The organism is Paenalkalicoccus suaedae (genome assembly GCF_006965545.2).
GTDB lineage: Bacteria > Bacillota > Bacilli > Bacillales > Salisediminibacteriaceae > Paenalkalicoccus > Paenalkalicoccus suaedae.
This window is the reverse complement of record NZ_CP041372.2, coordinates 3,113,973-3,137,126: the sequence shown is the minus strand read 5'-3', so window position 1 is coordinate 3,137,126 and position 23,154 is coordinate 3,113,973. Positions and strand designations below refer to the sequence as shown.

Below are 23,154 nucleotides of genomic sequence, written 5' to 3'. Positions count from 1 at the left end.
GAAAATGGAAGAGTTTGTTGCAGGGTGAAAAGTTAAAGACAGAATAGAAGGTGAGGGTTCACTAACTTTTGAGTGCAGTACATAAAACATGAGTACGGTACATTCTTTTCTAGAAAAATACGAAGATCCTGGTTGCTAACTGCCATGCTATCAAATCCTTAAAGAAGGTGCCCTTTCATATTAATCGTCTTCATGCATTACTCTCTAAGCAACTAGCACCTAACGCGACTTTAGATAGAGAGTTTACAAGAAAATAGGCATATTACTTTTATTCATAGACTTGCTTGACGTTTCTGTGAATAAGGCGTATAGTCATAAATCGTAACGATTACTATTTACAAAAGGAGCTTATACACATGAAAAAACAGACAATGCTTATCGGTTCTGCGATGACTGCTGCTTTGCTTTTAGCGGCTTGTAATTCTAATGACGAAACGTCAGGAAACGAAGCAAACACAACGAACGTTGCAACAGAAGAGGCTAACAACATGAATACTGAGAATGAGCCTGTTGCAGAGAACGATACGAATGTAGAGGAAGAAGAGCACAATCACGATCATAACAATGATCATAATCACGACCATAACGATGATCACAATCATAACGATGACCACGACCATGACCATGATCATAATCATAACGATGACCACGATCATGACCACGACCACGCGCACGGGCATGAGCTAAGTGAAGAAGAGCAAGCAATTTACAGCGGCTATTTCGAAGATGATCAAATTGAAGACCGTGAATTATCCGATTGGGAAGGTGAATGGCAGTCTGTCTATCCTTACCTTGTTTCTGGAGAATTAGATGAAGTCATGGAGCACAAGGCGAGCGAGAGCGATTCCATGACGGCTGAGGAGTACAAAGAGTACTATGAAATCGGCTACGAAACAGACGTCGATTATATGACGATCACAGAAGACTCGTTCACATTCACGTCCGACGAAGGCGAATACACGGCTACATATAGCTACGATGGATATGAAATCCTCGAGTATGAAGCGGGCAACCGCGGCGTACGCTTTATCTTTGAAAAGCAAGATGGAGACGAAGACATGCCAGCATTCATTCAGTTCAGCGACCACAGCATCTACCCAACAGACGCTCACCACTTCCACCTCTACTGGGGCGACGATCGTGACGCGCTACTAGACGAAGTAACAAACTGGCCAACCTACTATCCAGCTGACATGGACGGCCACGACATCGCACATGAGATGATTGCCCACTAATTATTGATAGAAAATCGAGTTAAATCCTATGTATCTATTTCCCCCTTAAAATAGATGAGAAGCCCAGACGAAAGATGTCTGGGCTTTTTGCTATCCTAAGAATTAATACCTATCATAAAAGTGAATTGGCTCCTTTGTTTAGTTAAATATAATCACGGTATAAAGTGAAAATCTGGCAAAAAGAGAACGGAGACCTGATTATAATGGATCAGATATACAAATGCTATCCAAAATCAGGGTTTTACTCTAGCATTGTATATGATGTGATAAAAATATCCAATTTACTAAAAAAATGTTTGATTTTAGGTAGTTGCATCCCATAAAATAGTTATAAAGGATTGCTTCTTAAGCGCTAAATGCGGCAAACCTAACAAAATATTTGTATTTATGGGAGGAATATCACGTATGTATCAACCAAAATCGTATCGTAAGTTTTTAGCCGCATCATTAAGTGCTACTATGGTAGCATCAGTGGCTCCAGGTGCTGTTTTCGCTAATGAGCATGCTCATAGTTTCACAGACATTGATCTCGAAGGAGAGAATCTAGAGGTTATTGAAAAACTTGTTGAAGCAGGAATCATCAATGGTTTCCCAGATAACACATTTAGACCACACGCGTCGATCACACGTGAACAAGCAGCGCTAATGATGTACCGCGCATTAGAGCTTGAAGGAGCAACGGATGTAGTAAACACACTATCGCAATTTAACGACATAGATCCAAACCACCGTAGTGCAGTAGAAATCGCAGCTGTAATTGAAGCAGGCATTTTTAAAGGCTACAATGGCAACTTACATATGGGAGACGTGATCTCCAGACAAGAAATGGTGTCTGTTATTGTGCGCACATTTAATCTAGAACTAAACGGAGAAACAACTGAATTTGTCGATGAAGATACGATTCATGTTTCTCACATTGAAGCAGTGAAAATCCTACAATCATGGGGCGTACTTCTTGGAATGCCGCACGGCGACGGATACCGCTTCGGAGCATCAGATGAACTAACACGACTCGCATTCTCACTCATGCTAACTCGCTCAATCGAGACAGTCGAAGAAATCGAAGCTGAAGAGCCTATCGAAGACGAAGAAGATCCAGAGGATGAGCTACCGGGCAACGAGGAAGAAAATGACGACGAGCAAGTAGATGAGGAAGAGGAAGAAGAAGAAGTAACGCCAGCACCACCAGGGGATGGGTGGAGTCCTGGACCTGTTGGACCAGGGCCCATAGTGACGCCGGAAGATCCAGAAGAAGAAGAGGAAGAAGTTTCTGAGCCAACGATTGTGAGCGTTAGTCTTGGAGAAAATGCAACCGTTGAAGTCAATGTTGGAGAAACACATGAATTCCCAGAAACGGCTATTGCTCAACTGTCTGATGAAACTAGTGAGTCAGTTTCAATAAACTGGAGAAATAGATCTATTAGATTTGACGAACCAGGGATTGAGGTTTTTGAAGGTTTTGTAGAAGGATTTGATCAACCAGTAACGCAGACTGTTAGTGTTGTACAAGAAGGCATTGAGCTTTCTGAAGGTGGAACAGCTGCTACAGTATCGAACGCTGAAGGTTTTGGCACAGCTTTAGCTAACGACGCGCTATCTACGATTTTTGTGTCAGCTAGTTTTGATTACGAAGGTGAACCGGCTCGATCATACACAAATGTAGAAGTTGCTGAAGATGTGAATGTTGATTTTGGCGGAAGTTCATTTACAAGCATCTCAATCAAAGGTAATTCTGACATTAGTAATGTTCATGCTAACTCGGTAATGATTACAGGAAATGATGTCTCGTTGACTAATGCAGAAGTTTACTATGATTTAGAAGTTGAAGGGAACAATGCAAACATCACAGATAGTGAGGTAGGAGACATTACTGTTGGTGCTAACGTTACTAACATTACGCTAAATGCTGTTCAAGATACTTCTACGAGTGTGCACACGTTTAGTGGCGGGGGAGACAATAGTGTTAACCTTGAGGCTGGAACAGATTTGAATGGAGAAGTAATTATTGACGCTGAAGACGATATTAAATTCACAGGTGATGGATTATTAACAGGTCTTGTTCGCCATACGTCTGAAGCTACTCTATATATGGATGCACAGGCGAAAGAAGTAGTTATAGAGGCACCTAGTGAAGTTTATGTAACAAAAAATATTAATACATTTATGGCTAGGGTTAGTGAAGTTAAGGTATTTATTGATGAAGAAGAATTAATTACTAATGCAAACTACCGTGAAGGTGAGGATGCTCCGACAGTATCTTCTATCATAAATGTAGATGAAGAGATAGAAACAATGAGTATTTCGTCTTCAAGCACAGGGTTAAGCTTTAATAGTGTTGTGGACAAAGTTGCTTTTAACCACTACTTAAGAGTTGCCGGAGTACATTTAACTAATAATTTAAAGAATCAAGGGAATACGAATGGAAAGTATCCAGTTGAGGTTTATAATGTTTTTGCTGAAGTGGTGAATAAAGCAAACGAGTTAGACTTAGAAACTTTATCTCAAATCGAGGTTGATACGGAAACTGATATTGTCTTAAAAGGTATTCGTGATTTTAGTAATGGTAGAGTATTTTTAGATGACTCATTCCGCGACATTCGCTCGCATGTCCGTGAACAAGAGAGGCTACTCAACCGTTCAACACGTGGTAATAATCCGGGACAGTTCGAGGAAAATGCATATGACTACTTCAAAAAACTCGTAGAAGATGCAAGAGAAGAAGTTGATGCCGCTGAAATGTCTGCTGAGCGTATCGAGGAATTAAAAAATGAGCTAACACAAGCACGCGAAGAATTCCTTAAAGCTTATAATCCATTATGGTGGGAGCCGAAGGAAGATGAGTGGACTGAGGGCCGAGTGACTTTAAAGTTACTAGATGAAGAGGAAGTCCGCTATTATGGAACGACTTTCGTATATTTAGATGAAGAAGGAGAATTTTTAGAATATGGTTTTTGGGAAAATGCTTCATTTGATGGGCATGAAATAAGCCATAACAGATTAGCTTATTTAGATGATGTTCATACTATTTATTATTTCACCAATACTTCTTCGACTATATATGACGGTACATTTACTGTCGAAGAGTTTAAAAATGGTGTTGATATCGAATTAACTAGAGAAGGCAATGATTACTCTCAAGTTACATTTGATGTTACAGAAGATTTTACAGAATACTATGTAAGTTTAGGGAAAAGTTACACACGTTCAGGCGGAACTCCTTTCAACTTCTCAGTGGGAGTAACATCAGATCAACCTTTATATATTCCTCATGGCTCGTATTTTTCTAATATTGAAGGTCGTATTGAAGATAAATGGTTCCTCTCCCATAATAGGAACCAACTGATTAATGATGAATTTACTCAATTCATTGTAAATCCAGAGAATTTAAAAGACGTTGACATCCGTTTTGATAAATCAACCATTGCAGATGGACTAAGTTGGAGCCTAAATTATGCTTTCTTAGACTATACTAGATATGGTATAGATTATTTCTATACTTCATTTATTAATTTTCACAACAATTTTGAGGATTCGCAAGCCCTTTTAATAGATGAAGATGCAATAATTCGTACTGTATCTCTACAAGCCAAGCATCCTTCTAGAAATGAAACATATTATGTTAATATGACTCCAGCCATCAATGATGGTTTAAAAGCAATATTAATGGATACAGCATTTGAATTAAATTATTCAGACCTATATGAAGAGGGTATGGATATTATTCCAGGAACTAATCTAGCAGAAATTCTAAATCTTCGAGTTGTAGATTCTTTTAATAATCATCTTGATGACATAAGTTTTGATTTAGAAAATGAACGGTATTATGCGGACGTAGAAATAACAATTTCATCAGAAAATGAAAGTAATACTTTTAAGCGAAGCTTAGGCTATATGGGTTATTTATGGACAGGCTTTTTACAACATGGATACACTGGCGAGGTAACACTTGATATTAATTTCCCTGATATCGACGTTGTTTTACCTCCTGACCAAACCTTTACGTTCAACATGGTTAGTTACGAAGACTACCATAACAACGAAGGCACCGAAGCAACACCAATTGAAAACGACGAAGTTATCTACGAAGAAGTAGAAGGCGAAGTTAGTGCAACGATTGATTACAATAATTAAGTAGTTTGTTAATGAGCGGGACGAATTTTCGTCCCGCTATTTTTAAAGTTTGCAGATGACTTATTGAATGCTAGAGACATAGATTTGAGCTCATCCTCGAGAAACCAAACACAGAATCCGAGTTACCAAACACGAAACTCGCAAAACGACGAGAAACTAAACACAGAATTCAAATTACCAAACACACCCGCCAATATCACAAAAATAGCCAGCACCCACCCAAAAAAATCACCACCCCCAATACCCATTTCCTGTATACTGAAAATAGATATTTCGAAGGAGGTACATAGAATGAAGCGTCGCATCATTATTTTTCTCGCACTACTACTCGTTTTACCAATTTTAACACTACCACAGACCGCTGAAGCATCATCATGGCCACACGTTTCGCAAGGAAACAATGCACTGAAAGCAGGGCAATATTCACAGGCTGTGACTCACTTCGAGCGCGCACTGCGCATCGATCAGCACGCCAGCACATATCGTTCACTAGGCCAAGCTCATGAGGGACTTGGGAACTATCAAAAGGCAGCCGACGCTTACTACAAGTCTGCCGACGTATTCCAACGCATGGGCGACATCAACACATACAACGCCGTCAAAAACCTCGCTGACGAACTCAACACCGAGATCGGCCTTTACGTTACAGAAACCGGGCAAGCAACAAGCGGCAGCGCACTCTACGAACCTTCAAGCGGCATGTACTTCGGCGCTTATATTGAAGCTGATCAAATCCGCAACGTACAAGGAACGCATTATAATGACTTCAACTACATGATGAATAAGCAACACTCCATGTACTTTGACTATCATCGCTATGGCGACGGCTTTCCAAAACAGTTCGCGGAGCGTGTTAAAGCGCAGGGAGGAGCTATACAAATTGCGCTTGAGCCACTGCAAGGACTAAACGCAGTCAAAGACGACGCCTACCTCCGCCAATTCGCACGCGATGCGAAAGCAGCCGAAGTACCAGTTTTCCTTCGATTCGCCTCTGAATTCAATGGATCGTGGGTGCCATGGCACGGTAATCCGCAACAATATATTAACAGCTTCCGACTCGTTTCACGCGTCATGTCAGAGGAAGCACCAAACGTTGCGATGGTCTGGTCACCGAGCGCATCGCCAGCACACTCTATGCATGAGTATTATCCAGGAGATGCAGCAGTAGACTGGGTCGGCATTAACGTTTATTCAACGCCGTACCTAAACGGTAACGCCAATCAACCAGCAATCAGACGCGATCCATTAGACCGCATCGACATCATTTATGACACGTACGCACACCGCAAGCCGATGATGATCGCAGAGTTCGCAGCAAGCCACCACACAAGTGTCGGCAATCAAGACATGACGCGCTTCGGACAGATGCGTCTTAAAAGCTTTTACCAAGGACTCAAGCTACGCTATCCAAACGTCAAAGCTGTTAACTGGTTTAGCGTCGATACCTTTTCTGCTAGAAATGTACCAAACGAACGCCGCCTGAACAACTACAGCCTTACAGTTAACCAGGCAATCATTAACACATATAGACGCGTGATCGCCGACGAGTATTTTCTCACAGATGTCGTGAACGGCCCCCACGCGAAGGAAGAGACAGCAAGCCCATTCGTAAGCGCACTCGACGGCACAATCGTCCATGACACCATCACCGTCTCGACGCACGCCAAAACCTATGACCCATACGTCAGCCGCGTCGCGTATCGACTCAACGGCGGCGATCTCAGTAGCACAACCACTTATCCTTACAACATCGACATCCGCAGAGGTCACCTACGAGACGGCGCCAACACACTCGAAGCAATCGTCTTCGACAGCCAAGGTCGCGTCGCCGGCCGCGAGCGAGCAACCATCACGCGAGGCCAGGACAGAGCAACCTTCCGCGATGACCAGCTCGTGCTGTATGTAGGATCCGATAGGGCTTATACGGGGAAAACCACATCACAGCTCCTACAGAAGCCCTTTGTCCGTAATGGAAGCACGCTTGTCCCTCTGCGATTTATAAGCGAATCCTTTGGCGCCAACGTGACGTGGAAGCAGGCAGACCGCTCGATCACGATCGAGCTTGGTGAAGACACTATCCGATTAACGGAAGGCTCCATTTACGGACGAGTAAACGGCACACAAAAAACGCTCCGCCAAGCGCCAGTTATCGTTAACGGAGTCACCTTTGTGCCGATCAGGTTTGTCAGTGAAGAGCTAGGAGCTGTTGTGCAATTTGAAGCTCCGCGTACGGTTAACATTTTCAAATAAGTTAAGGGTCGAATCTTCGATTTTCCTGCGCTTACTGACGGACGCGTTCGGCAGGGCTACCTCGACTATTTCACACGGCCAGCGGCCGTGTGAAAGGATTCTCGGAAACGCTAAGTGCTCCTGCCTGAGTCGCCGTCAGACGCTCCGAAGAATCGAAGGTAACTGTTCTAAATCTTTCGAACCCTGTCCCTTTAGTTTCATTACTAGGCGAAAGATCGTTGCCTAGCTTTTTATAAATGCAACTGAGTTTATAAGTACTAGTGATTGATTTATTATCTATTAGGCATAAAAATCTGATTTTCACAGTGGCACTCATCTGAACCATAAAGCCTCACAACAAAGAGCCTTCCAACCAAGGAAGGCTCTTTACTTATGCACTTTTTAAATCAAACGCAGAGCTGGCAGACCCAGAAGACACTCGGAGACAATCCATAGGGAGAAGAGGTTTTTGAGATCCCACAGGAGGCGTTTATGGTAAGGCGACAGCCGCACCATGCCGACGAGGAAGCTCAAAGACCGGCCCTATGGATGTCGTAGAGTGTCTGGAGGGCTGACAGCTCGGAGTGCAGATTTAAACTGTTAGGCACTTAAGCAATTGAAGCTCGAAGAGCTGAAGCACTTGAACGAAACTAGATGGCTCTTAGTCCTCTAGCCCGAAGGGCTGCACTTAGCTAGTTAGCACTTAGTCATCTTAGCTCGAAGAGCTCAAGATGCTAAAACATCTCATCCTGCTTCGCACGCAAATCCCAAATAAACGTATCCTTCTCCGCCTCCACATCCGCATACGTAATCACAGAACCTTTTGCAACATCATTCTTCATACGCACAGCGCGATGCACAAGCCCAATCGGTAACGCATTCATCGACTTCGCCTCTTCATACTCATAGAGCTTCCCATACACTGTGAATTCCCCGATACCGTCGAGATATTCTCCAGCCTTCAAGTCGCGCTTTGCGACTGTCACCGTTTCGCCAATTAAGCCAGCGTAAGGGGCGATAGTTGGCTCTCGATCAATAAACGCCTTTGCGACAGATAGTGGAGTCTCGAGACTCGTTAAATGATATGGACGATAGAGGACGTAGTGAGGTCCTTCACCCATGCTCAAGTATGTCAGCTCGTGCTTTACTTCTGGCTTGTCGGATGTCACGATCGCAAATACACCTGGCGCAACGCCGTTCACGTAATCAACGATGCCGTGCTTCGAGATCTTTCCTCCATCCTCTACTTTACGGAAAATAGAAGGGAGGTCCTTCACCGTGCCGACATGTCCATGCATCCCAGGCTGGTCTGGCACGTAGCCAGTTGCGTTTGCGACAGCATTCATTTCCACCATTGTTTTAGTACCATCTTGGAAGGAGGCAAGCATTTTTGGATTTGCGCCTTTGCGAATCGCTTCGTCGCGGGCGATATCTGGGTTGGACTCTAAGTTTAATGGGTTGTTTTTGCCTTTACCAAGTGCGACAACATCAAAGCCAAGCGCATCTGCAAAGTCGTATAGCTCCATGACAGCACCTGGTTCATCACCGGCAGAGCCCGTATAAACCACGCCTTTATCAAGTGCTTCTTTATATAAAATAGCGCCAACTGTAATATCAGCCTCCACGTTAAGCATGACGATGTGCTTGCCGTGTTGGATCGTATTCCAAGCGAGCTCGGCGCCTAAATTTGGTACGCCTGTTGCATCTACGACAACGTCGATGGCATCTGTTTCGTAAGCGAGGGATGCATGAGACGTGGCGACGTAGCCGCCAGACGTAATGATGTCATTGGCCTCCGTTGCTTCGCTTGCTTCTTTAATCGAGTCTGCCGCGACACCAGCCTTATGGTAGCCATCATGGACATTTTGCAGATTGATGTCTGCTGTGAGAGAGACCTTCATGCCTTTCATCCCCTCAATTTGCGACATCATTCCTTTTCCCATTTGACCTGCACCAATGAGGGCCACCTGAATTGGCTTACCCGATTCCTCTAATTTTTGTAGTCTGCGATTCATTCCTAGCATACGAAAACGTCCCTTCTAAACTGCAATAATTTTAATTTCTTCATTCTCTTTTGGTAGCGCAAATGCTTTATCTTCTAAACAAATATTTCCTGGTAGATCAGAGCTTGATTCTCCGTTGAAGAAAAATGTCGCGTGACCTAATTCACGAAGCGTCTCGTTTGCTTTCGAACCAACAAATAGAATTTCATAGCGTTCGTCGCCAATAACAAGGAAGTCCCCAGCGGCAACATCATCCTTTATGTCGCGATTATTATGAACGACGGCGATCTCCTTTAATTCTTTTGGTACATCCTCGTGGAAGAGGATCATCATTTTTTCCTGTAAAAAGAGCTCGCACTCGGCTCCAATGCTTGTAACGGTTGAATGTAGTTTTGTCATCATGAGAAACTCCTTTAAAAATCTATTTTTCCGCAGGGTAGCAGAGGGCCACCCCGCGGGAAGTGCTTATTGATAGATAAAAAAGCTTAAGAAGTAGGCAATCACAACGGCGATTGGACCAGTGATAACACGGGAGAAGAGGACGGCAGGCACACCGACTTGAATCGTCTCTGGCTTCGCTTCACCAAGTGTTAAGCCTACTGGCACAAAGTCTGCTCCAACTTGTGGGTTGATCGCAAAAAGTGCTGGTAATGCGAGTTCTGGCGGAATATTTCCACGTCCAATTTCCACCCCGACAAGTACCCCTACAACCTGTGCAATAACGGCACCAGGTCCAAGTAGTGGGGAGAGAATTGGGAGCGAGATGATAACAGATAAGATTAAAAGACCAACGATATTTCCTGCGAGTGGCGTTACGACGTTTGCGATAAAGTCTCCAATACCTGTGTAGAGAATAATCCCGATCAGCATCGATACGAATGCCATGAAAGGAAGGATGTTTTTAATAACGGTCTCAATTGTTTCACGACCGGCTTGGTAAAAGACGCTAACGACGTTACCCATGCCACGACCGAAGCGCTCAATGAAGCCGGCCTTACGTGGCTCTTTATACATCGTCGATGCTTTTTGACGTGCTTCGTTTTTAATTTCAGTTGCGGTCTTACCACTTGCAGCTTGAGTGATCGACGGATCAGCAGCCGCCTCAGACGCATCAACAGAGTTAATATCCTTCTCACGGACACCAGATACAAAGTTTGTCTCCTTAATAAACTGAGCGAGTGGACCTGCTGGGCTTGTGCCGTGAAGATTGATCGTCATGACATCATGCTTTGGATAAATGCCACAGCGAGCGGTACCGCCACAGTCAATAACAGCCGCAGCCATTTCGTCATAAGGCACGCTATCCGTGAACCCATCGATTGCAGTAGCGCCAGTTTTATCTGCAAGGTCTTGCGCGACAGGATGAATTCCACCTCCAGTTACAGAAACAACGTATTTTTTCTTCTCATTAGGGAGGATCGTAAGCGGTCCGCCCCAGCCACCAGAGCCTTTAGTAATTTTTACAGCACGAAAGTTTGTCATGATTAGTCCCCCCTTATCCTAGCTTCTTTTCTGAGTCATCGAGCATGCCTTGACGCTTCATCATACTGACAGTAATTAGCTCCGTTACAACACCACGAATTAAGATAACGATAATACCAGTTAAGAAATACATAACAGCTAGTGGTCCAAGTGACAGGCCAAGCGTAGTCAGTCCAGCGGCAATACCCGTGAAGACGAAAAGCTCGGCAGGGTTTGCGTGTGGAAAGAGTCCTGTAATCGGGTGTACAAATGATACGGCAGAGTCATAAAAAGCGGGCTTTTGCTTCTCAGGTAGGAAGCGTCCGAAGGTGTACGCCATCGGGTTTGTTAAAAAGAAAACGGCGAGAATAGGAAAAAGCGTGTAGCGTAAGAAGAAATATTTCGTCAATTTTTGCGCAAAGCGCGTGATTCGTTCTTCTCCGACAAATTTAATAAAGGCGTTTACGGCTGTGATAAGTGTGATGAGTAGAGGAATGATCCCAGTTACAAGACCAACAAACGTTTCTCCACCCTGCTGAAACATACCAATGAATCCTTCTGCGAGATTTACAACGAAATCCATGCTCCTTCACCTTCCTTTTTCAGTTAATTAAATCTTTTGCTCGTTAATCTTCTGCACGGCCATTTCCACTGACGATAGCGTCTGCGCATCGTTAATGGAACCTTTGACCTCATGGATGTTTTTTCCGACAATGTCTTGATAAGCCTTAAATCTAGAGAACACAGTAACACCTTCCATCTTTCTTGCTTCGACGATCGTGCCATCTACGTCACTCACAACGATTGTGACAATTCCCTTACCGAATCTTCTTTTTTGGACACCAACACCTAAGTAGCCAGAATCACGTGTACTAAGCTCCCTCATCGTTAGCTGATAGTTTTTCATTTGATAGTGAGCCATGAAAAACTGCAGTACCCAAATTCCTGCAAAGATGATGAAGAACCATCCCCATGCAATCACGACGTCGCCCCCTTCGCGAAATAATTTACAAATGTTCGAATGTGTTACTATTGTCAATATAAAACGCTTTCATTGACTTGTCAATAGTATTTTTCTGAAAATTCTAACTTGACATATCATCTCACACGCACTACGATAATTACAAATGTAACAATAAAGAACATTTGATAAGGGGGCACGATCATGAGGCAAGCACTTCCTGATTTCATTTCTAAAGAGGCATATAAAACGTATTACAAGCAAATGTGGCTCGTACGTTTTTTTGACGAAAAGGTAGATGAGTTTTTTGCAAAAGGACTCATTCACGGAACGACTCATTTAGCAGTAGGACAAGAAGCATCCGCAGTCGGCGCGTGCGCAGTATTAGAAGAAAAGGATAAAATCACGAGCACGCACAGAGGTCACGGTCACTGTATTGCAAAGGGTGCCGAAGTAGATCGAATGATGGCAGAGTTGTTTGGTCGAACGACAGGATATTGCAAAGGCAAGGGAGGATCGATGCATATCGCCGATCTAGATAAAGGAAACTTAGGAGCTAATGGCATTGTTGGTGGAGGCTTCGCCATTGCAACTGGCGCGGCACTTACTTCTCAAATGAAGCAAGAGGGCTACGTGGTGCTTTGCTTCTTTGGAGATGGGGCTACTAATGAAGGGAGCTTCCACGAGGCTCTTAACTTAGCATCTGTATGGAAGCTACCTGTCGTCTTTATTTGTGAAAATAACCAGTACGGTATGTCGGGTTCTGTGAAGGATATGATGAACGTGGAGCATGTGGCAACGCGTGCAGAGAGCTACGGAATCCCAGGCAAAGTAACGGACGGTAACGACATCTTTTCTGTCATGACGGATGTGAAAGAGGCTGTGGATTTAGCAAGAGAGGGTGGCGGTCCGAGTTTAATTGAATGTAAAACGTATCGCTGGAAGGGTCACTCGAAGAGCGATGCGAAAAAATATCGCACGAGAGAAGAAGAGAAGGAGTGGCGTAATCGAGATCCGATTAAAGCGATGAAAGAGGCGCTGGTTGAACATGGGGTGGCGACGGAGGAAGAGTTAGACAAGGTTCGTCAAGAAGCGAAGCAAGAAGTAGAGGGTGCAGTTGATTTTGCAACGGAAAGTCCGGAGCCAGGGCTTGATACATTACTTGAAGACGTGTACGCCGACGCGTAAGGAGGATATGACGGATGAGAGAAATCACCTATTTAGAAGCTGTCAGAGAAGCAATTAGTCAGGAAATGCGAGCGAACGAGGATGTCTTTATGCTTGGAGAGGACATTGGTGTGTATGGAGGTGCATTTGGCGTTAGTCGTGGCATGATCGAAGAGTTTGGTCCAGAACGAATTCGCAATACACCGATCTCTGAGGCGGCGATTTCCGGGACGGCCGTTGGTGCGGCGTTAACAGGAATGCGACCAATTTTAGAGCTACAGTTCTCCGATTTTATTACAATTGCGATGGATAACTTAGTGAACCAAGCTGCAAAAATTCGCTATATGTATGGCGGGAAAGGGTCTGTTCCGTTAGTTGTCCGCACGCCGAGTGGATCTGGTACGGGAGCCGCTGCCCAACACTCACAAAGCTTAGAGGCGTGGATGGCGCATGTTCCAGGCTTGAAGGTAGTGCAACCATCATCTGCAGCGGACGCGAAAGGATTATTAAAAGCGGCGATTGATGATCCAAACCCAGTCATTTTTTACGAGCATAAGCTTTTATATAAAACGTCTGAACATGTGCCAGAGGAGCCATATTCGATTCCGTTAGGCAAGGCAGATGTGAAGCGAGAAGGGAAAGACGTCACGATTGTTGCGACGGCAATCATGGTGCATCGCGCCTTAGAAGCGGCTGAAAAATTAGCGGCAGACGGCATTGAAGTGGAGGTTATTGATCCACGGACGCTTGTCCCATTAGATACAGAAACGATTATTGACTCTGTAAAGAAAACAGGTCGAGTCGTCATCGCGCATGAAGCAGTAAAGCGCGGCGGCTTCGGAGGAGAGATTGCCGCAACGATTGCTGAGAGTGACGCCTTCGACTTCTTAGATGCACCGATTAGAAGACTCGGTGCGGAGGCGGTTCCAATTCCTTATAATCCAACGCTTGAAAAAGCAACGGTACCATCTGTGGAATCGATTGTGGAAGCGGTCAAACATACGCTACCTGCTTCCTTCAAAAAGGGGAGAGAGTTGCATGCCTAAAGAAATATTCATGCCAAAGCTGAGCAGTACGATGGAGGAGGGCACCTTTCTCCAATGGTTCGTGGAGGAAGGCGAAGAAATCGAGATTGGCGATCCACTATTTGAAATTATGACAGACAAAATTAACATTGAAGTAGAAGCTTACGAAGAAGGCGTCCTGTTAAAACAGCTCGCCGAGCCAGATGACACCATTCCTGTAAACGGAGTGGTTGGCTATATTGGAGAACCGGGTGAAGCGATACCGACTCAAGGCGAAACTCATTCAAATGAAGGTGCTAACGCAACGCACGAGGAAGATCTACACGAGGAAGACGATGAAGCACCGGCAGAGAAACAGGACATCAACAACGTCGACAAAGCGGATGTAAATGAACATGGGCATGTTCGTGCTACACCAGCAGCACGTCGTGTTGCGAGAGAGCGAGAGCTTAATCTCTTTTTAATAGAAGGAAGCGGACCGAATGGACGTATTCAGGAAGCGGATGTAGAGCAGGCTCCAAGTACTGGCCATGCGGTTACTTCATCGAAAAAAGAAGAAGGCGAAGCCTCATTTGAACCAACTTCTGTGAAAGCAACACCGCTCGCAGCTAAAATTGCTAATGCATCTGACCTCGATTTACAAACAGTAGAAGGAACAGGTGCCAACGGAAAAGTTCGTAAGCAGGACGTTGAAAAGAGCATCCATCAAACATCTGAAGAAGTGTCAGCCACTACTAAGAGTTCAACAACGAAGCTCTCCGGCATTCGCAAAATCACAGCCGACCGCATGCTAGAGAGTGCAACAACTATTCCACACGTAACGCTCACGATTGATGTCAATATGACGGAGATCGTCACACTACGCAAAAAACTCTTACCAATCGTAGAAGAAGCAACAGGAGCACGACTATCCTACAATGAGCTCTTCTTATACGCAGTCGCTAAAACACTACCAAAACACTTAAGCTTAAATGCGACATTAGAAAACAACACCATCACCACATATGAGAACGTTCACTTAGGTATGGCCGTCTCCGTGGAGGACCAATTATTAGTGCCAGTTATCAAAGACGCAGCATCTAAAACGGTAACAGAACTCGTACTAGAGGCAAAACAGATCCAGCAACAGGCAAAAGCAAACAAGCTATCACCAGATACACTAAAAGGAGGCACATTTACCGTCTCTAACCTAGGTATGTATGGAATCAGAAGCTTTACACCAATTATTAATAAACCACAAACCGCTATTTTAGGAGTAGGCGGACTACGAGAGGAATTACAGCTACAAAACGGACAACCAATCGCTGTGCCATACACGACGCTTAGTTTATCCTTTGACCATCGCGCAGTGAATGGAGCGCCAGCTGCCGCGTTTTGTCAGTCGCTAAAGCGCACATTGGAAGAGCCGTATACGCTGTTTTTATAAAGGGAGGAATAGGGATGCACGAGCAGGATGTGATTGTGATTGGAGGTGGTCCGGGCGGCTATGTGGCGGCGATTCGGGCGAGTAGCTTCGGGCAGCGGGTGACGCTGTTTGAGGCGGAGAAGCTTGGCGGGACGTGTCTTAACACGGGATGTATCCCGTCTAAGACACTGCTTAGACACACGGAGGTGCTATATGAATTAGCGCACGCTGCGGCATTTGGAATCCATGTAGGGAAGCCTGAGATCGACTGGTCGGTAATGCAAAAACGGCAGGAGGATGTTGTGAAAACGCTACGAAATGGCGTCCAGCACTTGCTCAAAAAGAGTGGCGTAAATGTCATCCGAGAGCGAGCTGTCGTCACTGGCAAGGACGGCGATACACACACTGTCGAGGCGGCAGGCGAGACATTTAAAGCGAAAAGCATCATCCTCGCCATGGGATCCACTCCCGTCATCCCACCTATTCCAGGCCTCGGCGACTATGATACGAGTGACACGATCTTCTCGCTTCAGGAGCTTCCCGCGTCGATGACCATTGTCGGTGGCGGGATCATCGGGATCGAATTTGCGACGATTTTTAGCTCTCTTGGCGTCGACATCACCGTCGTCGAGCTCGGCCCGCGCATTATGCCAACCGAGGATCCAGATGCAAGCGAGCTCATGGCCAAGCTGTTAACAGAACGAGGCGTGCGCATCGTCACAGAAACATCCGTTACGCGCGTGGACGGACAGACGGTGCACCTAAGCGACAACACAACCGTCACAGCCGAGCGACTCCTACTCGCCACCGGCCGTAAGCCAAACACATCAGCCGTAGCGGATCTCGGGCTTGAGATGACTGGTACAGCCATTCAAACCAATACTTTTTTAGAAACATCGGTAGAAGGAATCTATGCAATCGGCGACCTCAACGGTACAGTGCCGCTTGCGCACACGGCAAGCGCAGAAGGACTAATAGCGGCTAACAACGCAAGCGGACGAACAAAAGAACAGATCGACTACGACCAAGTACCGCGCTGCGTATATACCCTTCCAGAAATTGCGAGTGTCGGGATCACGGTAGAGGAGGCAGAACGTCGTGGAATGTCCGTACGAGCGGTGAAAACGCCAATTCGTTCGAACGGAAAAGCCCTCGCAGCAGGAATAACAGAGGGATTTGTCAAACTTATTGCGGAAGAGACATACGGGGAGATTGTTGGAGTTGTTATCGTGGCTCCACATGCTACGGACATGATTTCGGAAGCGACGGCATATATGCAACTTGAAGGAACCGTGACAGAGCTTGCAAAGCTTGTTCATCCACACCCAACGCTATCAGAATCAATATTCGAAGCGGCAAATAGCTTTCTTCACCTAGGAATTCACCACTAAGTCTAGTATGATGTTTGGGAGGTGAGTAAGATTATGGGTAAAACAGCAGACGACCGTCGGACAATGGTAAAGGTCGCCAAGCTTTATTATTTTGAAGGCATGACACAAGCACAGATCGCAAAAATTATTGGTGTCTCACGACCTATTATTTCAAAGCTACTAACACAGGCACGAGAAACAAAGGTTGTAGAGATTTATATTAAGGATGAATATGCACACACGGTAGATGTGGAGCTTCAGCTTGAAAAAAGGTACGGATTAAACGAAGTCATTATCGTTCCTAATAAGGATTTAAATGAGGAGCTAACACGAAAGACGTTAGGAAAGGCTGCTGCCTCTCATATTTCTAAAAAGGCAGGTAGTTTATCGTCGATTGGAGTAAGCTGGGGCAAGTCGGTCGCCGCGTTTGTAGAGGAATATCCGTTTGAGCGTCAGGACTCGCTCCACGTTGTGCCGCTCATTGGAGGGATGGGACGCAGTCATTTACAGCTCCACTCGAACATGCTTGCGTTAAAGCTTGGGGAGAAGCTAAGCTCGTCGTGTAGCTATTTATACGCTCCTGCAATGATGGAAAATATGAAGCTTAAGGAGCAACTCCTTTCGTTTGATGATATCTCGCATGTATTAGATGAGGGGAGAGACGTCGATATTGCGGTTGTAGGTCTTGGTAATCCTTCTGTGAATTCGACGATGGAGGAGATTGGGTATTTATCATCAGATGATATCCAGTCGCTTATTGACTCTGGTGCTGTTGGTGATATTAATTCTCGCTTTTATGATGTGAAAGGAGAGCCGATAGATCATTCGTTAAACGATATGATTATTGCGTTATCCTTGGAGGATTTGAAGCGTATCCCTGAAACGGTCGCAATCGTGCAGGGAGTAGATAAAGCAATTAGTATTCATGCAGGGCTATTAAATGGCGCAGTTAACACGTTAATTACGGATGATGAGACAGGTCGCGAGCTGTTGAAGTATGGAGATAAGCTTGGTCTTGGTAGATAGTCTGAGCTGTTACTGAGCCTACGGCGTGCATTTTTAGTAAAATGAAGGTATACATTGTTACTTGTGATGGGAAAGGAGAGGGTGTACGTGATCATTAATCATGTAGAAGCCGATCTTTATTGCATCGACTGTAAGGAGGAGACTCCTCACGAAATCGTGTATGTGCAGGATAAAATATCGTATATTCGATGTTTAGAGTGTGAGCGTGCGATTGAGATTGATCGTAATCTAATGCATGAGTACGGAAAGCATATGTATAGAAGTATTGCGAACAAGCCAAAGCAGTTTACGGAGGAGTACCGTCAGGATTTGTCTAACTTTTTATTTAAGTTGCCGGTACGAATTATAAGTAAGCCTTATCGTTTTGCGAAGGATTTTACGAGAGACGTAAAAGAAATTCGGCGTTATAAGCATGAGCATAAAGAGAAGTAGGGGCTGACCTTCTGGTTGGCTTCTTTTTTGTGCAATTCCTAAAGCTTCGATTGCTTGGATCCCAACTGGTTTTAAGAGCAAATGACTCAGCTCTTCGAGCTTCAATTGCTAAAGTGCCGACTAGTTTAGTGCCTAGCTCTTCGAGCTAGATTAATGAAGTGCTAACTAGTTTAAATCTGCTCTCCGAGCTGTCAGCCCTGCGGGCACTCTCCGACATCTATAGGGCCGGTCTTTGAGCTTCCTCGTCGGCAGGGTGCGGCTACCGCCTAAGCCTAATCGCCTCCTGTGGGATCTCAAAGACCTCTTTCCCCTATGGATTGTCTCCGAATGTCCTCCGGGTCTGCCAGCTCTGCGTTTGATTTAAAAATGAGCAAGAAAAGCGTCTTTCTTTAGTGAAAGGCTTTTATTTTGTTTAAAAAGATGATTTTGGATAAGTGACCGTTGACCAATTGAATAAGTTGAGGAAGCACCTCAGAAAAGCGCAAGTCGAAAGCTCAAAAGAATAAAAGATTAGAATTAAGACTTGCACGATAAAAAAACACAGCCCAACTAGGAAGTTGGACTGTGTTTTGCATTATTGATTAAAGATAGAATGCCAATCAAAATAACGGGTCCTGATATTAATAGGTTTAACAAGATGTTTGCCTCAATGTAAATAGCAAAGAACCCGAACAAAAAGAAACCTGCAACTAGATAGAGTGCTGTGATTGGTTTAGAAAAGTGAAACGGCGTTGCCATATGTCATCACTCCTTAATTAAAGCAGCTTGCAGCTGCACCGGTCATTGCACCAGATACGCCTCCAACAACTGCGCCTGCGACAGTTCCAATTCCAGGAACCGCGCTGCCTACACCTGCTCCAGCTAGACCGCCGCCACCTGCTCCTCCGGCAGTGCCAAGAGAACATTGAAGCCAGCTTTGTGTTGTGAATTCTCCAGGTCCTGCTCCAGCGGCAACAGCTAATGGATCAATAACTTGAACTTCGACATAGTCGTCTTCGATCGTGTAGTTTAAGTTAACTAAATCTCCTTCTTGATCCGTTGTACTTTCAGGTAATTGTTCTGATTCCCCAGTTGTGCGATCAACTAAAAATGTCCCATCTGCTCGCACTTCTGGTTCGATGTTTTCTCCATAGTATATTTCCATTGTACTCTCATTGGCAAACTCATAGTAAACCTCGTTTGCCCCAACTTCATTAGCTACCGTTGCTTCATTTGCAGCTACGCTTGGCATAGTTGCAAAGGAGGCGGAGATGAGTAAAGCTCCCGCAGCCACCACATTCGTTAGTTTTTTCGCTTTGTTTTGCATGTCATCCTCTCCCTTGGTATGAAAATGTTGTACAGGCATACCTTACCATGGAAAAGAATCGGAATAGTTAAATGCGAGTCTGTTTTACAAAGTATCATCTTAATTTGATGCTAATTTGACATCGTCTCATGATACGGGACTTTAGAGTTACAGGATTTGTCCTATTTAAATATCCCTCTCCTTAAACCTCCACATTCCAACGCTTGCTAAGAGCAAGGCTACAGTAGAAATGAGGATGAGCGTTAGGGTTGAAACGGACTCCAACGGTACGTCGCCTACAAAGCTGAATGGGGTTGCGTAGCCAGCCCAATCTGGTAGTTGAAAGATATCTCCTAAATAGGCAACGACAAAGGTGTAGGCGAGAAAGGCCCAGATAAAGGCGGTTGCTTTAGGGAGAACTCCGACTAGTAAGGCGCTTAAACCGATTAATACAAGCATTGCTGGATAGTAGGCGAGTGTTGCTCCATAAATGGTGCTAAGAGCTAGCCCTCCTTCGACTACCGCGTTGCCTGTAGTATAAAGCCCTAATGCTGCGGCTGACATCATAAAGAAGGCAGTTAAGGCTGCGACAAGAATAAAGGACAGGATTAGCTTAACCCGTGCTAAGGGACGAGCAAGCAATAGGTCCAGTCTCTCCTTTTTTTCTTCTCCGCGGAGCCGGTTAAACGACATGATCGTTGGAATAGCAGATAAAAGAACCAGCACGATGATTAACATCGGCATGAATGCCTCAATAAGAGAAAGACTGCCCTCAGCTGCTAGCATTTGTGAGAATGCTTCATTCTCTGCAAAAAAAGCGTCTAGGTCGCCGAGTACTGAGCCGTAGGATGCCCCTGTGACAAAGAGAACGAGAATCCAAATGGTAAATGACGTGCGCTGCAGTCGGATTATGAGACCAAGTGGGTTACGTAAAAGGGCAGACCCGTAAGACTTACCAGAGCGCGACGCGATCATGCCACGGCCTAAGTCTCTTCTTACATAGAATACAAAGGAAGCGCTACTAGCAAGTAAGAACAAGCAGACCATTAAAATGAATGGGAGCCAGTTATTAGCGGCGTATGCTTCTGCTTTTGACACCCAGCCTAAAGGAGAAGCCCAAGATAAATCTGGGTTACTGATGTCTGTGACAGCACGGACGAGATAGCTTGTTAGAAGAACGGCGAACGCCATGCCGGACGTTCCTCTCGTATTTTCTGACACTTGAGCGAATATTGCTGTGATACCTGTGAAGACAAGGCCAGTGCCGGTGAGGGCTAGCCCATAGAGAAGAGAGCCTTCGAGACCCATCGTCTCAATTTGTAAGGCGTAAAGTCCGGCGGCAGTTGTGATGCCAAGGATCACGTTGATCGCAATCATGACAATCATAGCCGCAACAAGAGGAGCGGCACGACCGATCGATAGCGCGTGTAAGAGCTCCATACGACCATCCTCTTCGTCAGCGCGAGTCAAAAAGGTGGTGAGCAAAATGCTCATAGCACCAACTGCGACGGCTGTAAATAACAGCATTTGATGGGCGGTCATGACGCCGATCGTGTAATTGTTGAGGTCGGCAGGTCCAAGCATCGCGATCATCGCCGGGTTCTCCATCGTTTGGGCCATCGCGTTAATCTCCGCCTCTGAATCGTATAGGCCGACGAAGGAGAGTGGGGTCGCGACAGTAAGCGTGATAATTGACAGGATCCAAATGAACGCACGTAATTTGACTGTTTTTAAGAAGAATTTGGTCAGCTGCCACGTATTAGCTACGTACGCATTCATGCTTCATCACTCGTTTCATAGTGGCGCATAAAGAGTGTTTCGAGCGTTGGCGGTGCGCTCTCAAGCTTTTTGACGCCATACGCGCTAAGAAGCTTTATAACATCATCTAAGTGATCCGTGTCGACTTGGAAAGAGGTGCCTTCCTCGGTTTGAACCACATCATGGATGAAATGATGTTCCTCAAGATGTAGCGGTTTCTCTGTTTGCACGAGCATGTGCGTGCGAGTGAGGTGTCGCATATCTGTGAGTGACCCAACCTCAATGATCTGTCCTTCGCGAATAATTGCTACTCTATCGCACAGCTTCTCTACCTCAGACAAAATGTGGCTAGAGAGGAGGACGCTTTTCCCCTCTGCCTTTACCTCGCGAACGCAGTCTTGGAACACATTCTCCATTAGTGGGTCGAGTCCGGACGTTGGCTCATCCAAGATATATACATCTGCATTGGTCGAAAAAGCGGCGATAAGCGCGACTTTTTGGCGATTCCCCTTTGAGTATGTGCGACACTTTTTAGTAGGATCAAAGTTAAAACGTTCGATAAGAGTATCGCGTTTCTCTTTATCATAAGAGGTGGTACCAGAGAGTTTAATAAAGAGGTCGATTACTTCTCCTCCAGTAAGGTTAGGCCAGAGGTGAACGTCTCCTGGCACATATGCGAGACGTTTATGGATTGAGACGGCATCTTTGAATGCGTCTTGACCAAATATCGAGATTGTTCCAGAAGTAGGCTTAGTCATACCTAATATAGAGCGAATCGTTGTTGACTTACCAGCACCGTTAGGTCCGATAAAGCCGAGAACTTCGCCTTTATTGAGCGTGAAGCTAACGTCTTGCAGAGCAGTAAAGGTGCCAAACTTTTTGGTGAGTTGGTCAATGTGTATGAGTTCCATGGGGAGCCTCCTAATTGGATGATGTATAAAAGCTGCTTCTTAAAATCTTCGAATATTCCTTCCACTCTTTAATCGCTTCTTCACTCAAATCTGTCATAGGAGCAGCGGTTGCTAAAAGCTTTTTACCGAGTCCATCTAACGTCCATTGAATAATCTCCATTGCCTTTTGTTGATCGATTTCTGGCTTAAATAAGCTCCAGTCAATATTCTCGAACGTAATCGCTAGGGAATCCTGAGTAATCTTTGCGTAAATAGGTTGAATCGTTGGGGCGACCTCAGTCGACTGCTCTCGCAAGGAAGCGAGAATAAATTCATTTAAAAGCGGATACCTGTTTTGGTAATCGTATTTTACTTTTACGATATTATCGATTCGTTTAAAAAAGTCACGCTCTTTGAGGTCAATAAGGTCATAAAGCTCATTTGTCTGTTCGATAGATAGGTCGACAATATAAAGGTAGAGGTCTTTTTTTGTACCGAAATAGTGGAAGAGGGATCCTTTTGAAATGTGCGCCTCCTTTACAATGCTATTAGTGGATGTTTTATCAAACCCATCCTCAATAAATACATTCATGGCTGCGTTAATAATTCGATGTTGCTTTTCTTCAGGGAGATTTGTGAAGCTTTCTGATGGCATCGTCATGCCCTCCTTTGAGCTGTGTAAGATCGTGATGTATGGAAAAGAGTAGGAGAAGAAATGTACATTGACCAAAATGGTCAATTTGAGTATATCGTATATTGACCAGATTGGTCAATGA

Annotated in this window: 19 protein-coding genes; 9 read left to right on the top strand and 10 right to left on the bottom strand. The window is 44.9% G+C overall.

Going from position 1 to position 23,154, the window contains the following annotated elements; genetic code table 11:
- Positions 1 to 356 precede the first annotated feature (356 nt).
- From FLK61_RS16430 to FLK61_RS16420, 3 genes are all read left to right on the top strand, one after another.
- Positions 357 to 1,235, top strand: a complete 879-nt coding sequence (locus FLK61_RS16430; RefSeq protein ID WP_249777620.1) for a metal-binding protein ZinT — start codon at positions 357 to 359, stop codon at positions 1,233 to 1,235.
- A 405-nt stretch (positions 1,236 to 1,640) separates the two neighbouring features.
- On the top strand, positions 1,641 to 5,366 hold the full coding sequence (locus tag FLK61_RS16425) for an S-layer homology domain-containing protein (RefSeq protein WP_176010443.1): 3,726 nt from the start codon (positions 1,641 to 1,643) through the stop codon (positions 5,364 to 5,366).
- Between the two features lie 291 nt (positions 5,367 to 5,657).
- On the top strand, positions 5,658 to 7,616 hold the full coding sequence (locus FLK61_RS16420) for a stalk domain-containing protein (RefSeq protein WP_176010442.1): 1,959 nt from the start codon (positions 5,658 to 5,660) through the stop codon (positions 7,614 to 7,616).
- 713 nt (positions 7,617 to 8,329) lie between these two features.
- Here the strand turns inward: FLK61_RS16420 and FLK61_RS16415 are convergent.
- The 5 genes from FLK61_RS16415 to FLK61_RS16395 all read right to left on the bottom strand — a co-directional run bounded on the left by FLK61_RS16415 (position 8,330) and on the right by FLK61_RS16395 (position 12,041).
- Positions 8,330 to 9,619 carry an NAD(P)H-dependent oxidoreductase gene (locus FLK61_RS16415; RefSeq protein ID WP_176010441.1) on the bottom strand — a complete coding sequence of 430 codons (1,290 nt, stop codon included), beginning with the start codon at positions 9,617 to 9,619 and terminating at the stop codon, positions 8,330 to 8,332.
- A gap of 15 nt (positions 9,620 to 9,634) precedes the next feature.
- Positions 9,635 to 10,000, bottom strand: a complete 366-nt coding sequence (locus tag FLK61_RS16410) for a PTS glucitol/sorbitol transporter subunit IIA (RefSeq protein ID WP_249777619.1) — start codon at positions 9,998 to 10,000, stop codon at positions 9,635 to 9,637.
- A 63-nt stretch (positions 10,001 to 10,063) separates the two neighbouring features.
- Positions 10,064 to 11,080: a PTS glucitol/sorbitol transporter subunit IIB gene (gene srlE / locus FLK61_RS16405; protein WP_176010440.1), complete on the bottom strand. Its 1,017-nt coding sequence runs from the start codon at positions 11,078 to 11,080 to the stop codon at positions 10,064 to 10,066.
- A gap of 13 nt (positions 11,081 to 11,093) precedes the next feature.
- Positions 11,094 to 11,642, bottom strand: a complete 549-nt coding sequence (srlA, locus tag FLK61_RS16400; RefSeq protein ID WP_176010439.1) for a PTS glucitol/sorbitol transporter subunit IIC — start codon at positions 11,640 to 11,642, stop codon at positions 11,094 to 11,096.
- A gap of 27 nt (positions 11,643 to 11,669) precedes the next feature.
- Positions 11,670 to 12,041, bottom strand: a complete 372-nt coding sequence (locus FLK61_RS16395) for a transcriptional regulator GutM (protein WP_249777618.1) — start codon at positions 12,039 to 12,041, stop codon at positions 11,670 to 11,672.
- Between the two features lie 183 nt (positions 12,042 to 12,224).
- On the opposite strand from FLK61_RS16395, the gene FLK61_RS16390 reads away from it, so the two are divergent.
- From FLK61_RS16390 to FLK61_RS16365, 6 genes are all read left to right on the top strand, one after another.
- Positions 12,225 to 13,208: a thiamine pyrophosphate-dependent dehydrogenase E1 component subunit alpha gene (locus tag FLK61_RS16390; RefSeq protein WP_176010438.1), complete on the top strand. Its 984-nt coding sequence runs from the start codon at positions 12,225 to 12,227 to the stop codon at positions 13,206 to 13,208.
- Positions 13,209 to 13,222: 14 nt separating this feature from the next.
- Complete coding sequence (locus FLK61_RS16385) at positions 13,223 to 14,233, top strand: alpha-ketoacid dehydrogenase subunit beta (protein WP_176010437.1); 1,011 nt, start codon at positions 13,223 to 13,225, stop codon at positions 14,231 to 14,233.
- Complete coding sequence (locus FLK61_RS16380) at positions 14,226 to 15,638, top strand: dihydrolipoamide acetyltransferase family protein (RefSeq protein ID WP_176010436.1); 1,413 nt, start codon at positions 14,226 to 14,228, stop codon at positions 15,636 to 15,638. The genes FLK61_RS16385 and FLK61_RS16380 overlap by 8 nt, the downstream gene beginning before the upstream one ends.
- A gap of 14 nt (positions 15,639 to 15,652) precedes the next feature.
- Positions 15,653 to 17,008, top strand: a complete 1,356-nt coding sequence (gene lpdA / locus FLK61_RS16375; RefSeq protein WP_176010435.1) for a dihydrolipoyl dehydrogenase — start codon at positions 15,653 to 15,655, stop codon at positions 17,006 to 17,008.
- Between the two features lie 33 nt (positions 17,009 to 17,041).
- On the top strand, positions 17,042 to 18,013 hold the full coding sequence (locus tag FLK61_RS16370; RefSeq protein WP_176010434.1) for a sugar-binding transcriptional regulator: 972 nt from the start codon (positions 17,042 to 17,044) through the stop codon (positions 18,011 to 18,013).
- Positions 18,014 to 18,100: 87 nt separating this feature from the next.
- Positions 18,101 to 18,445, top strand: a complete 345-nt coding sequence (locus tag FLK61_RS16365; RefSeq protein ID WP_176010433.1) for a bh protein — start codon at positions 18,101 to 18,103, stop codon at positions 18,443 to 18,445.
- Positions 18,446 to 18,994: 549 nt separating this feature from the next.
- Here FLK61_RS16365 and FLK61_RS16360 read toward each other — a convergent pair.
- From FLK61_RS16360 to FLK61_RS16340, 5 genes are all read right to left on the bottom strand, one after another.
- A complete protein-coding gene (locus tag FLK61_RS16360) occupies positions 18,995 to 19,183 on the bottom strand; it encodes a hypothetical protein (protein ID WP_176010432.1) in 189 nt (62 codons plus the stop codon).
- A gap of 13 nt (positions 19,184 to 19,196) precedes the next feature.
- Positions 19,197 to 19,751 (bottom strand): Pathogenicity island protein, encoded by a 555-nt coding sequence (locus FLK61_RS16355; protein ID WP_176010431.1) that lies wholly within the window; start codon positions 19,749 to 19,751, stop codon positions 19,197 to 19,199.
- 165 nt (positions 19,752 to 19,916) lie between these two features.
- Complete coding sequence (locus tag FLK61_RS16350) at positions 19,917 to 21,509, bottom strand: ABC transporter permease (RefSeq protein ID WP_176010430.1); 1,593 nt, start codon at positions 21,507 to 21,509, stop codon at positions 19,917 to 19,919.
- The gene (locus tag FLK61_RS16345; RefSeq protein ID WP_176010429.1) at positions 21,506 to 22,399 is read right to left on the bottom strand and encodes an ABC transporter ATP-binding protein; all 894 of its coding nucleotides are present in this window, start codon (positions 22,397 to 22,399) and stop codon (positions 21,506 to 21,508) included. The genes FLK61_RS16350 and FLK61_RS16345 overlap by 4 nt, the downstream gene beginning before the upstream one ends.
- Before the next feature lie 10 nt (positions 22,400 to 22,409).
- On the bottom strand, positions 22,410 to 23,033 hold the full coding sequence (locus FLK61_RS16340) for a TetR/AcrR family transcriptional regulator (RefSeq protein ID WP_176010428.1): 624 nt from the start codon (positions 23,031 to 23,033) through the stop codon (positions 22,410 to 22,412).
- Positions 23,034 to 23,154: the final 121 nt, after the last annotated feature.